Below are 13,669 nucleotides of genomic sequence, written 5' to 3'. Positions count from 1 at the left end.
ACGTTGGATTTATAGGTTTAATACCCGTTTTTCAACGAAAGGTGTTTTTATTTGTCTCATTTTTTTAGGTCAGTGCGCATTTTAAGGCAAGCAGATTTTTTTATTAGGTTCGAAAAAAGTTAAACAAATTTTAAAAACCTTGGAAATCACCAAATATAGGTTGAAGTAAAGCATTTATCATTGTGAATTTATCAAAATAAAGAATTACACCCATTAGGATCATGATTGCTCCACCTATTCGCATGATTGTCCCTGTATATTTTTTGATCCAAGTAAATTTTGTTGAGTAAAAGGCCATGAAAAGAAAAGGTACACTAAACCCTAAAATATATGCCGCCATATACCATAGGCCTTGGGAAGGATTTGTTCCAACAAGGGTTAAAGTGGCAGCTAAAATAGGACCTGTACAAGGTGTCCAACCGACAGCAAAGGCTAACCCAATGATTAATGAACCGAAATATCCTGCAGGCTTATGTTGAATATGAACTTTTCGTTCTTTCATAAAAAATTTCGGTTGTAAAATTCCAACTGTAATAAGACCAAAGATAATCATTAAAATGGCTCCGATTTGCCGAACTAAATCCCCATACTGAAAATACCAAGATTCAATAAAAGTAGCTCCTTCTGCAGTTCCAAAGCCTAAAACTAAATATATTATTGAAAAACCAAGTAAAAAACAAATTGTATGGAAGATTGCTTTCCTCTGCCCACTCATTTCTCCCTTTTGTATTTTATCCACACTTAAACCTGTTATATAAGATAAAAAGACAGGATATAGAGGAAATACACAGGGAGAAAGGAAAGTTAAAAGTCCTGCTCCAAAACATAGAAAAATGGATATATCCGCTTGCATTAGAAACCTCCACTAAGGGTGTTTTATTTATCAGAATGGCAAATTTTGTTACCACTAGTCATTATATCATCATTTCCTATATCTTTTTTATTTAATTCTATTAAGGTTCATTTACTGATCTCTTACTACCGTTTTCAGGAGGATTCAAATATCGAATGTTCACTATTGAAATAAGGCTAGAAAACATTGTCAAGCCCCTACATTTTAGATTCGTTAAACTAAAATGGCCTATTTTGATAAAAGTAATTTGGCTTCTTAATGAGGTTTTCTATTGGCTTATGGAAAATGTGTGTTGTAGCAGGAGACATCGGTGGAATTAACCATGACCAGTTGCCTGTTACCTTTCGATTCGCCTGTTCTTCTTGTTGCTCAAATAATTGAAATTGTTGGGCTGCTGTATGATGATCTACTATGCTGACACCATCCTCCTTAAAGGAATGAAGGACAGCCGTATTTAACTCAACAAGGGCCCGGTCTTTCCACAATGTCATATTGGAGTTCGTATCCAGCCCAATTGCTTCTGCAACTTTCGGCAACAAATGATAGCGATTAACATCCGCAAAATTCCGCGCCCCAATTTCCGTTCCCATATACCATCCATTAAAAGGTGCTGCTTTAAATTCTATTCCACCAATACTTAACTTCATATTAGAAACAATCGGCACAGCATACCATTTTAAATTTAACTTAGAAATTTGTTCATATTGGGGATGGCGTATTTCAACTTCTAGCACAGCTTCTTTCGGAATTTCAAATAGTGCTGGCTTATTATTTCCAACTTGAATGACGAGGGGCAATATATCAAAGGGTGTTCCCGCTCCCCTCCAGCCTAAGTCCATACAAACTTTCGTAAATGGAATCGAATCTGGATCTCCTACTGTCCCTCCGGATATTTCGTATCCGGCATAGCGAATTAATTGGTAATTCCATATTCTTACTTTATTTTCGTTAAAAATTGTTATAGTCGGTCTAATTTTCCCTTTATTTGTGGCAAATTGTATATGGCGGATAAGGGCAAAAAAGATTTCTTCAGCCGTTTCTAAATGCCGTTCATCAAAAACATGTAACGACTTCCAAAACAAACGCCCGATACAACGATTGCTATTTCTCCACGCGACCTTAGCACCGAAAACTAATTCCTCCGTAGTAGGGTTATAACTTCCGGCACGCTTTATATCATCCAATCGTTCATGCAACCAATCTTCTGATAAATCCGTTTCCTGTATATATAAACTTAAAAACTCTTCGGCGTCTTTTAGTTTTTTTCCTTTATGTTCATATGATGATGTCATGATTATGCTCCTCCATATCGTTATTTTAGAGGAACGAGTTTTAAAATCTCAATCAAGGTAAACTACCTTAAAAGATGTATTTTTTATATATGACTAACAATAGACATACTTTATAAAGAAAAGCTTTATCTACTAAATAAAGTTTCATTATCGTCCTTTCCATTTAAAGTTGCTATTTTCTTTCCAATTTACCTACTAATCTTATATAATGGAATTAAGAATGATAATGGAAAATCATCCTTTTAATTTTCAATTAGAACACCTTATTTTCAATAAGGGATGCCCTATTTTTTATTTTTTTGTAAATTCCGTATTATTTTTTATATAAGATTATTTACATTTTAATATAAATACCTCATAAATCAGATCCTTCAACCATACTAAAAACCCATACAAAGCAACATTTTCATTAATTAATCCAAACTTATATACAAATTTATCTTTACATATTAGGTTCATCATTCGTGCGAATTATTCGTTAAATAGACAAATTTCTTAAAAAGAATTATTATAATTTAGTAGCAATTATGATGTAGATTTGTTATAGTTACTATTGTAAAAGTTATAAAATTTAGGAGGTTTAAACATGACAAATAAAAACGATCAACGTTTAACTACTACTACTGGTGCTCCAGTTGTAAGTAATGACGATGTATTAACAGCAGGTCGTCGTGGCCCAATTCTTTTACAAGATGTTTTTCTAATCGAAAAATTAGCTAACTTTAACCGTGAAGTTATTCCAGAACGTCGTATGCACGCAAAAGGTTCAGGTGCATTTGGTACTTTCACTGTAACTCATGACATTACGAAATATACAAAAGCAAAAATCTTCTCTGAAGTTGGTAAGAAAACTGAAATGTTCGCTCGTTTCTCTACAGTAGCTGGTGAACGTGGTGCAGCAGATGCAGAACGCGATATCCGTGGTTTCGCTCTTAAATTCTACACTGAAGAAGGTAACTGGGATTTAGTTGGTAACAACACACCTGTATTCTTCTTCCGCGACCCATTACACTTCCCAGATTTAAACCACGTTGTAAAACGTGATCCAAAAACTAACATGCACAACGCTAATAGCAACTGGGATTTCTGGACTAGCCTACCAGAAGCATTACACCAAGTAACAATCGTAATGTCTGACCGTGGTATTCCAGATGGTTACCGTCACATGCACGGATTCGGTTCTCACACATACTCTATGATCAATGAAGCTGGTGAGCGAGTATATGTGAAATTCCATTTCCGCACAGAACAAGGTATTAAAAACTTAACAGATGCAGAAGCTGCAAAAGTAATCGGTCAAGACCGTGAGTCTGCTCAACGCGACTTATTCGAAGCGATCGAGCGCGGCGATTTCCCTAAATGGAAAATGTACATCCAAGTGATGACAGAAGAACAAGCTCGTAATCACAAAGATAACCCATTCGATTTAACAAAAGTTTGGTATAAATCTGAATATCCATTAATTCCTGTTGGTGAATTCGAATTAAACCGTAACCCAGAAAACTACTTCGCTGATGTAGAGCAAGCGGCATTCGCTCCATCTAACGTAGTTCCTGGTATTTCATTCTCACCTGACCGTATGTTACAAGCTCGTCTATTCGCTTATGCAGACGCAACTCGTTACCGTTTAGGTGTAAACCATTACCAAATTCCAGTAAACAAACCACGTTGCCCATTCATGGCTTACCACCGCGATGGTGCAATGCGTGTTGACGGCAATAACGGTAGTGCAATTTCTTACTACCCTAACAGCTACGGTGCACTACAAGCTCAACCACAATACAAAGATCCAGCTTTAGCTTTAGATGGTCCAGCTGATGTATATGATTTCCGTGAAGATGATAACAACTACTTCGAACAACCAGGTAAATTATTCAACTTAATGACAGCAGAAGAGCAACAACGTTTATTCGAAACAACTGCTGCAAACATGGAAGGCGTAGAAGAATTCATTAAACGTCGCCACATCCTACACTGCTACTTAGCTGATCCAGCTTATGGTGAAGGTGTAGCAAAAGCTATGGGTCTAACTTTAGATGGTATGGATCTTTCAAACCCATATTTAACTAAAGTAGGTCAATAATATAGTCAACTCCTTATAACAACTTTTCATTGATATCCAATCCAACAAACAAAGCTTCGTAATTCGGTACCGAATTACGAAGCTTTTATTTTAACCAAATAGAATTGTAGAAAGATAAATGACAAAGGTTACTGTTAAACAGCTGACGATTGTGGAGAATAAAACGGTTTGTGCTGCCGTATTTGACTCAATATCGTATTCAAGAGCAAGACTCGAACTGTTCCGAGATGTCGGGAATGAACTTGCAATTAACAATGATTGGGCCACTACCCCATCTAATTTCAGAAGGAAAATAATCAACAGTGCCACCGCTGGGCCAATTATTAATCTCGTAAAACAGCTAATAAGTATTGTTTTACGGAAAATCGTTTTCACTTCAATTTGTGATAACTGGGCTCCAAGGGTAATAAGGGCCAACGCTACAAAGCCATCTGATATATGATCAAGAGGTATCCGGATAGATTGGGGAATTTCAATATTTAGGACATTCAAAAGGATACCAATCACAAGAGCATGGACAATCGGCATTTTAAGAAAATCTTTTACAATCGCAGCACCTGATTTTGTTGTAGAAATTAAATTATATAATCCATATGTATAGGTAGCCATATTTTGGAATATGACTAGTATTACTTGTATAGCAACTCCGATTGGTTGGGTGGCAAAGACCATCTGAGCAACTGGAATACCGTAATTTCCTGAGTTTATTAAGACAACACTATTTTTAAATACGGCTGACTCCATTCGGTTTAACTTCAATAATTTCGCTATAAAATGACTTAAAAGCATCTGACTTCCAATGAAAAGACAAATAAACAATGCCACATGTCCTAATACCGACATTTGAATAGAAGTTTCATAGATATTAAGAAAAACGGCTATAGGCATAAAACAATAGGTAATTAACTGGGACATTGCTTTTAAATTAAAATTAAATTTCTTCTGTAATCCTACCCCTACCCCTAACAAGACAAGAATAGGGGCTACAATTTGGAAGAATATCATGGATAAGTAATTCATCGTTCTTCAAATCCTCTCGGTTTACTCTATTCAATTTACTTTTAAAAGTTCAAAAATGAATTTTAAATTAAAATACTACATTCAAAATTAAATAGTGAGAGATTGACCATTGATCAAATCCCTCACTATGATTATAAACCTAAAAACCCCTATATCCAATTTTTTCATTTTAGCTCTACTTTTTGTATTTTTACGTCCGATTGTAAATTGAATTTAAACTTTTGAATAAATTTATTTCTCCATGAAATGAATAATGCGGCTGCTGATTATTAGACTTATTATTGCATAAAATCGAATACAGATATTCCGTATTGAATATGGAATTCGTTAATTTAAAATAATTCGCCATTAAATATGCTATGCAGCCTGTTACATGGGCAGCAGCTATACTCGTCCCGTAACTAATACAATATCCTTTAGGAATACCTAAGTTATTATTTAAAGGGTCCATTGTTGTAAGATGAGTTGGGTAACAAGTGAGTATAGGGTCGTCTAGACTAAATTCACTTTGGTTCCAATCTCCACCTGGAGCCATAAAATCAACGGCTCCAAAATTAGAATAACTACTTTTTAAACCGTTACTATTGCTAGCTCCTATAAGGAAAACATTTTTATATTTAGTCGTAAAGTTTTTCGAAAGTTTTTTATTTTGATTGCCTGCTGCGATAACAATGATAACATTGTTTTTATTTGCTCTATCAAATACTTCACAAAAAAGTTCAATAAGTTCTTCACTTAATTTATCAAAAGGAATTGAGAGACTTAGATTAATCAAATTTACTTTACTTTTAATAGAGTGATTCATCGCCCTTAACAATTTGGAAACATCGTATGATAGATTATCCGTAATTTTATATACAATTAGTTCTACATTTGAATAACAACCCTGGATCACATTTTCTGCACATATAATTCCCGCTACCATCGTACCATGCCCTAAATTATCTGTTATATCTTGATTACCATTTGCAAAATTATATGAATCATTTAGATTTATTTTCCCATTAAATTCTGTATGCTTATAATCAATTCCACTATCAATTAAAGCAATTTTCGGCTTAAATGAATTGTTCTCTAAATGCAGGTTCTTTTTAATTTGTAATCGTTCAATATTCCATTGAAAACGTTCCATATTAAAGTTACTCTCCATTAGCAACTCCCTGTTTATAATTAGTGAAAAATTGCTCAATCTTTTTAGCTAATTGTTCTTTGTCTTCCGCCCTTTTAATAGGATGCTCTAAAATCAATTTTGACAGTTTTTCGTTGCCTTCGAAAAGTTCCTTATGCTCTTCATATAGCTTGTAAACTTCCGGATATTTCTTCGATAACTTATCCATTTTTGTATTTATTTTATGTTGAGGTGTTCCGAAACCTAAAGATGTATAAATTGAAAATGCAATATCAAAAAGTAAATCTAAAATAAACATTCTATCACCTCATAAATTAATCAAAAGATTGAGTTTGAACAAAATAGGAATATTTTTCATGACTACTCATCAGTTCATCATGGGTTCCAATACCCGTTATTACCCCATTATCTAAAAATATAATTTGATCTGCGTTTTTTACTGTCGACAAGCGATGGGCAATGATAAGCGTAGTTCGATCCTTTATTAAATTATTAATGGCTTCTTGCACGTACACTTCACTTTCACTGTCTAAACTTGAAGTAGCTTCATCTAAAAGGAGAATTTTAGGATCTCTAAATAATGCACGACCTATTGAAATTCTTTGTTTCTGTCCTCCCGATAGTTTCACACCACGTTCGCCAACTAATGTTTGATATTTATCTTTAAATTTTGCAATAAACTCTTCTGAATTTGAAATTTTTGCAATACGATGTAAATCCGCTTCTGTATAATTATTATCTATTCCATAAACTAAATTTTCTTCAATCGTTCCACCCATCAATGAACTTTCTTGCATTACATAACCAATCTGTTTTCTCCATTCATGTAATGGATATTCATTAATATTTACATTATGAAATGTTATCTCACCTTCCGACACTTGATATAGCCTTTCTAGTAAATAGAAAATGGTTGATTTTCCAGATCCAGAAGGTCCTACGATTGCGGTGATTTTTTGAGCTGGAATTTTAAAGTTTACATTTTTTAATACGATTTCCTCTTCGTTATAAGCAAAGGATACATTTTTAAATTCAATATCTCCTAAACTTTGTTCAATGTACTCATTATCATTATTTTGTTTGTTTTCAAGAAGTCGTTCTTTCTCTTCTAAATACAAATCATATAACTTCTTCGTTGCACCTTCTGTTTTCTTAAACTCAGTAAAGAAAGCAGATAATGAAGCCATTGGTGTAACCGCCTGAACTAAATAAAAAATAATAGCAACGAAGGTTCCTGCAGTTAACGTTCCGATTGAAATACGGTATACCCCATATCCAATAACTGAAAATAATACAAAAATTAAAGTAGAAGTAACAACAGGGGAAACTATCGATTGAATCTTCGCTTCCTTTAAGCTTAAATTATATAAATCTTTTAAACTCTTGTTCGCATTACTTAACTCTTTTTTTTCCGCGTTATAAACTTTCACAAGTCTTATTTCCGATAAAACTCGATTTAATAAACCAGTAAAATTCGCTAATGTGTCTTGTTTCTCCATTGCAATTTTATAAGTTAAATTACCGATTGGTATAATCACCACTAAAATAATAGGGATTGCGATAAAAATTAGCACTGTAAGTTTCCAGTCTAAAATGAATAACATCGTAATGGAGCCAACTATAATAATAACTTGAGAAATTAAATTAGTTAATTTTTCGGTTATGAAGTCATTAATCGTTTCTACATCATCAGTCATTCTGCTAATGACAACACCCGTTTCTGTTCGGTCGTAATAGGAAACGGGAAGCTTAATAATATTGGAAAAAATAGTTTCCCTTAATCCAAACATAATTTTACTTCCCAATAATTTTATTAAGTAGAACGAAGTACCACCGGCTAATCCGTTAATGGCAAAAATAACGATATATGTTATGACGTCTTTACTTGAAGCGCTATTATTCGTAAAAGCATCAATTAAATCTCTCGTTAAAATAGGTAAAGCTAAGGAGATAACCGCTGATGCAATAGAAAGGACAATGATTGTAAATAATAATGCTTTTGGCCATTTGACTAAATTTAGTAGTTTTAATAATGTCATAATATCTCCTTTACTTACTCAATCTAATCTAATAAAAATAATGCATCCCACTTTGTTTTTATTTGTTGTTGCTCAAGAAATAGTAGGGTTAAGTAAATACCCGAACTACCAGTTAGTAAACAATATTTATCCATTAAAATCACTTTTCCGTTATACTCCTCTACGTCTTTAAACCCAAATTTATACTTCGCATCATAGGAGGAAGTTAAACTATTTAACAATTGATTACTTAAAGTTGGTAAAACCTCGAAGTTTTTCATTATCTTCAGTTTTTTTATTGAAAATAATGTTCCGGCATATCCATGACAGATGCTTGGAGAAATTAGATTCATATGAATATTAGCTTCTTCATATGAATCTAAACAATTATTAGTAAATAATAATAGATTGTGATTATTTAACAATTCCGCAGCTGCTGATAAAGCATAAACAATCATTAAATCCCCATAACACCAACTTAAATTCAATTGATTTTCACTATATTGAATTTCCTTTTCTTCGAATAATTGTTCCCATTTTAATTTTTTCTCCCATACGAAACAATCGTTCCATGTAGATTTCGTATTATAGAACCATTCTGTTAATACTTTAATCGCCGGCTTTATATTCTCCTTCTTAAGCACTTTATAAAGTTTGATTAAAATTATTAATACGCCGCAAATTCCATGGGAGACACCTTGATTAAAATTACCAAGGCGATATTTTACTTTCTCCTCATTAAGAAATTGATTTTCAGCTTTAATTAACCAATTAGGGACTTTCCTGTCATTTTCAATATGATACTCGGCTAATTCGATAAAATAGTCCGTTATATCATATAGTAAAGGTAAATATTCCTTATGATCCATTTTGTAACTTAAAATATACTGAGTGATTCCTACTAGCCCCTCCATCAAGTCGAAATCAGTCATTTTCACATTATCGTTTGATAAATTTAGTTTAGCTTCATTTAATTTCTTCCGGATCTGTTCCTTTAAAACTTGATCGCAACTTTCAATAATATCACCATACATATCTTTATTCTGATTTAACGTTTCTAATACAAAACATACACCTGCTAGTCCTGACCAAAGACCAGGATTGTCAATAGATTCAATTCCTTTGCGATTAATCCCTAATTTCAAAATTTGATGGGCGTATAAAAGGTATTTCATATCCCCTGTTACTTGATACATTTCAGATAAAAATAAACAGTTCCCGATTAATCCGTTAGCAATATCGTAATATGAAAAGTTATAAAATAATTCACCAAAAGGGTGTTCAAGTTTTTGAAATTCCTCATTTGTATAATCAATGACACTTTTAATATCTCGAAAGTTTTCAGCATATGCAAACAAGCTTTCTTGTAATTTCATATCATTTTTTATCAATTATTTATCCTCATTTCTTACAGTTAGATTTACTAAAGGATTAAACCAACTTTGTAACTGTTATGTTGAGAAAAACTTTTAATATAGAAGAAAAATCAAATTTTAAAAAGCCGTGATGACGGAAATGAACTTAATGTGTAGTTAAAGCTTTATAGGACTCTTCCTTCAAATAGTAATAAATCATATTTAACATCTTTTCTTCTTCTGTATTATGGATACCTAATCTGTTTAGATGCATATGAAGAATCGATGCAATGTAATACTCGTTCATACTAAAGTTATTTAGAAAATCTTTATACTCTTTCAGCCTCTTCTTCCACATTACGCCTATATCAGAAGTGAGAAAGCTATTTAAACCTTGTTCAACTTTATCCTTTTTTCGATTCTCTTTAATTTCCTTTCGATAATCTTTATAATATTTCTTATTGATATTGAAGTTTTCACCTATCCAATTAAGTAGTTGCCCCGCTTCAATAAATTCATTTAACATCGCAGTTGAGATAATGGTTAAAATATAATATTTAATATCTTTATTAGCCTCAATTAACCTTAATAAATGTAAAACAAGGAGAGAATCTACAATAAATACATTTTCCGCTAAAGTTATTCCTTCGGGTCCACCATATCTTTCCAACTCCCTTTTATACCTTGTATAATTAGCATCATAAATTAAACGTTGTTCAAAAAGATAGTTTAAAAGTTGATGCAAATTATCTTGTACGATGTTCTTATTCCCTTCAAAAAACTTCACCCTTAGACGAATATGAGGTCTTGGATCGGCATATTTAATATAAAAAACTTCTCCTATGCCATCGATTTTCTGAATAAATTCTAATAAATTGTTCGTTAATATTTTGATATCTTTCCCTATTTGATAATAAAGCTTTACATAAAACCAATTTTCAGGATATCTATTAGTCGATAAATTTGATTCATATAAAGTTAGTTGTTTCGAAGTTTTTTGCTGTTGATTTTCATTTTTTAATTGTTTTTTAACAAAGACAGAAAACACAATTTCATTAATAAATAAATCGTTATTATTATCTTTTAAAATACTTTTATAATTTAATTCATCTGCCTCAACAATATACAGTCGCTTTTTACTGGCAAGTTCTTTAATTAAAATTTCCTTGCTATAGTTAAAGTTTAAATCAATAAGGACGAAATTATCATAATCTACAATCTTTACGAAACGAGGAACATTATATTTTGCTATAAACTGATCCACATACTCCTCAGCCTCTTTTTTGTCCTTTATTTGCAAATTCCAGCTTTTAGGTTGTATTATAAAATCCCCACATTTAATACGAGGTAAGCTAGGCTTATTATCAAGAATTCCCCAGTTAAAAGATTGAGTTGAAAAGTTATTATATAGCTCAACATCAATCATAAATCGATATATATTTGGGGTATTCATTTGATGATTTAACATATGTGAAATAGTGAATTTAAGATCTTTCCTTAACTTTTTACTATAAAACTTCAGTTTTCCACCATCTGTATAAACGTAAATATCCTCTAAATCCACTAATTCTTTCGCGGCATTATGGAATGAGGAAATGGAAATTTCATATTGATAACTTGAAGGTGCCTTCATCACATTCGAAGCCCTCGGAATAAAAGGACTTAAAGTTACATTCACTAGCTCAACATTAGAATCAATGGATAATAAATCTTCCTTTTGTTTACTTAAAAACGTCTTTACTTCTTTTTCAGGTAAACCGTATAAAAATCTTCCTGCCGTTCTTCCAGCAAATGGCGAAAAAATATTCCCTGACGGATAAATGCGATAATGATCACCATCTTGATAAACAGATACGTAAATATCTGCACTTCCCTCTTTTAACTCTGTTGAATCAATTTCAAAATTTACTAGAAGTTCTTGTATATCGATTTCCTCAATTTTTTCATGTAATAGTAAGGATATAAATTCATTAATAAAGTTATTTTTTTTAGGAGGTTGATAGCTATTGGAATTGTAGTATTCAAAGTCCAATAAACTAGACGGATTTAAATAAGTCGGTGGCGGTCCTAATTCACTTTTATCATTAATTAATGTTTTAATAGGAACACCTACATTTATACCGTAATTATCCATAAACTTATTTAAGTAATATTCCATTACTTTGTCTCTCGAATCTAATAAAGCTCCTATTTTATACATAGTTTGTGAGTACTTTATAAACTCATTTTTTAAGGAATACGGTAAACCTATCTTTTTTGAATAAAAACTATCGATTTGGTAATATTCTTTTACTTCAACAAATTCTTTCATTACTTTTTCTTTTTCTAAAAAACTGTCATCTAACCTCGTTACAGTAATACTATCTAAAAATAAAATGTATGGTTTTGCAGCATCACCTAAACTGTTTAATAGCTTTTTCAATTCTAAAATTTTATCTTCAACTGAGTTCGATATTCTTAGATTAGAGATTAAATACTCTTTATGTAATAAATTTTGTAAATAATTCAACGCATCCACTTCTTCAATTTTCTGTTTACTTAAAATAGAAAGAAAACTTTCTACACGATTACCTGACTTAAAATAATTTAATGTGTATTCAAGTAAATTTGTCTTTTTCAAATTTACCTCTTTTATCGAAGTCTTTTCATCAGCATCACTACTTGTATAATAAGCTAGATAATATGTGGAATCCTCTTCGATTATTAAATCATTTGTTTTTAATTCTAAAGAACGAAGTATTTTAAAATCGTTTTCCAATTTTAAAATAAATCCGTTTAGCCATTCTTCGCTGATTCTTATTTGCGGGATCAAATCGCTTTTTGATATTTTTGGTAGCTCAATCTCCTGATTTTCAAAAGTTCCCAATGCAACGGATGAAAACAAACTAAAAGGAGTAGGTCTACTATAAAATCTTTTATAGTACTTTATTAGAGAATGTAATATATTATCAATTTGCTTTTTACTTTTCACCTCTAGATTTGTAAGGTTATGGAATAAAGAGGGGCTTGCTGTTTTAATATTAAATACAAACTCATTATCTTCTAATAAAAACTTGATTAATTGGATTTTATTAAAATTATCGGAATTAAAACGATTTAAATGATCAATTAAATGATTCACAGGCCTATTTGGAAATCTAACAGTGACAAACTCACCTATTTCAAAATTTAAGGAGCTTAACATATTTTTGTATACCTCCTGATTTTCCAACGAAATTTTTTAATCATGTTTATTACTTTTAATTTTCTGAAATAATTATTATAATTAATAATTGTAGACATAAGGAGGCCTAGAATAATTTTATTTTTTTTCTTCTAAAGAATTAAATAATTTTATTTTAATTAAAAGCAGGACATAGTACAGAAACTTGTACAGTTGCATGTACAAGTAGATTTGCACGTAACTTTAGTTGCTAATTTAGTAATAACTGACAAAGTTTCTAAATCACCAGATAGCTCCATAGCGTCTGCCGTAATTTCAAAGTCTAGTGCAAAATCATCTTTACTAAATTTTAACTCAGGATTTTGTTGTAAATTCAATATAATCCGCTCCTTTTTAGTGCCTCCTTATGCCTATTTAAAATCTACCTTATTCCCTCAAAGATATAAAGATAGTTTGAAAAAAATGGTAAAAAAAGATTAGGTAGTTTCATCATTATTTACTACAAACTAAATTTAATTTTTAGAAAATTCAATTTTTAGATACACCTTATATCCTACTGTCTATTTAAATTATAAATATTGGTATTTATATAAATAAATAGACCTATTTAAAACCATTATTCCTTTTAAAAAATTATCTTCTCTCTCCCGATCTATGTATAAATCGCTATACTTGATTAAATTTTTATCATTTTTTCAATACATCTTATACTTTAATTTCAAAGTTAATGTACTTTCTCACTTTTATTTGGAAGAA

The 13,669-nt window shown here is 31.5% G+C and carries 10 protein-coding genes; 1 reads left to right on the top strand and 9 read right to left on the bottom strand.

Going from position 1 to position 13,669, the window contains the following annotated elements:
- Positions 1–130 precede the first annotated feature (130 nt).
- The gene (locus ACH0B5_RS09405; protein WP_122973393.1) at positions 131–853 is read right to left on the bottom strand and encodes a cytochrome c biogenesis CcdA family protein; all 723 of its coding nucleotides are present in this window, start codon (positions 851–853) and stop codon (positions 131–133) included.
- Positions 854–1,071: 218 nt separating this feature from the next.
- A complete protein-coding gene (locus ACH0B5_RS09400) occupies positions 1,072–2,145 on the bottom strand; it encodes a nitric oxide synthase oxygenase (protein WP_406927764.1) in 1,074 nt (357 codons plus the stop codon).
- 586 nt (positions 2,146–2,731) lie between these two features.
- Between ACH0B5_RS09400 and ACH0B5_RS09395 the strand changes: the two genes are divergently transcribed.
- Complete coding sequence (locus ACH0B5_RS09395; RefSeq protein ID WP_122973391.1) at positions 2,732–4,228, top strand: catalase; 1,497 nt, start codon at positions 2,732–2,734, stop codon at positions 4,226–4,228.
- Positions 4,229–4,318: 90 nt separating this feature from the next.
- On the opposite strand, the gene ACH0B5_RS09390 is transcribed toward ACH0B5_RS09395, so the two are convergent.
- The 7 genes from ACH0B5_RS09390 to ACH0B5_RS09360 all read right to left on the bottom strand — a co-directional run bounded on the left by ACH0B5_RS09390 (position 4,319) and on the right by ACH0B5_RS09360 (position 13,290).
- Positions 4,319–5,248: an AEC family transporter gene (locus ACH0B5_RS09390; protein WP_122973390.1), complete on the bottom strand. Its 930-nt coding sequence runs from the start codon at positions 5,246–5,248 to the stop codon at positions 4,319–4,321.
- A 190-nt stretch (positions 5,249–5,438) separates the two neighbouring features.
- A complete protein-coding gene (locus ACH0B5_RS09385; RefSeq protein WP_406927763.1) occupies positions 5,439–6,380 on the bottom strand; it encodes a S8 family peptidase in 942 nt (313 codons plus the stop codon).
- Positions 6,381–6,387: 7 nt separating this feature from the next.
- The gene (locus ACH0B5_RS09380; RefSeq protein ID WP_122973388.1) at positions 6,388–6,675 is read right to left on the bottom strand and encodes a hypothetical protein; all 288 of its coding nucleotides are present in this window, start codon (positions 6,673–6,675) and stop codon (positions 6,388–6,390) included.
- Positions 6,676–6,691: 16 nt separating this feature from the next.
- Positions 6,692–8,416: an ABC transporter ATP-binding protein gene (locus tag ACH0B5_RS09375; RefSeq protein ID WP_122973387.1), complete on the bottom strand. Its 1,725-nt coding sequence runs from the start codon at positions 8,414–8,416 to the stop codon at positions 6,692–6,694.
- Positions 8,417–8,439: 23 nt separating this feature from the next.
- A complete protein-coding gene (locus tag ACH0B5_RS09370; protein WP_341361434.1) occupies positions 8,440–9,786 on the bottom strand; it encodes a lanthionine synthetase C family protein in 1,347 nt (448 codons plus the stop codon).
- A gap of 130 nt (positions 9,787–9,916) precedes the next feature.
- Positions 9,917–12,934 (bottom strand): lantibiotic dehydratase, encoded by a 3,018-nt coding sequence (locus tag ACH0B5_RS09365; protein WP_406927762.1) that lies wholly within the window; start codon positions 12,932–12,934, stop codon positions 9,917–9,919.
- A gap of 158 nt (positions 12,935–13,092) precedes the next feature.
- Positions 13,093–13,290 (bottom strand): hypothetical protein, encoded by a 198-nt coding sequence (locus ACH0B5_RS09360; protein WP_122973384.1) that lies wholly within the window; start codon positions 13,288–13,290, stop codon positions 13,093–13,095.
- Positions 13,291–13,669 lie beyond the last annotated feature (379 nt).

It is taken from the genome of Ureibacillus sp. 179-F W5.1 NHS, from assembly GCF_045369345.1.
Classification (GTDB): Bacteria; Bacillota; Bacilli; order Bacillales_A; family Planococcaceae; genus Ureibacillus; species Ureibacillus halotolerans.
This window is presented reverse-complemented; position numbering and strand designations above follow the sequence as displayed.

Coding starts and splice junctions, on each gene's coding strand:
- ACH0B5_RS09405 (WP_122973393.1), bottom strand. CDS start 853: ATGCAAGCGGATATATCCATTTTTCTATGTTTTGGAGCAGGACTTTTA.
- ACH0B5_RS09400 (WP_406927764.1), bottom strand. CDS start 2,145: ATGACATCATCATATGAACATAAAGGAAAAAAACTAAAAGACGCCGAA.
- ACH0B5_RS09395 (WP_122973391.1), top strand. CDS start 2,732: ATGACAAATAAAAACGATCAACGTTTAACTACTACTACTGGTGCTCCA.
- ACH0B5_RS09390 (WP_122973390.1), bottom strand. CDS start 5,248: ATGAATTACTTATCCATGATATTCTTCCAAATTGTAGCCCCTATTCTT.
- ACH0B5_RS09385 (WP_406927763.1), bottom strand. CDS start 6,380: ATGGAACGTTTTCAATGGAATATTGAACGATTACAAATTAAAAAGAAC.
- ACH0B5_RS09380 (WP_122973388.1), bottom strand. CDS start 6,675: ATGTTTATTTTAGATTTACTTTTTGATATTGCATTTTCAATTTATACA.
- ACH0B5_RS09375 (WP_122973387.1), bottom strand. CDS start 8,416: ATGACATTATTAAAACTACTAAATTTAGTCAAATGGCCAAAAGCATTA.
- ACH0B5_RS09365 (WP_406927762.1), bottom strand. CDS start 12,934: ATGTTAAGCTCCTTAAATTTTGAAATAGGTGAGTTTGTCACTGTTAGA.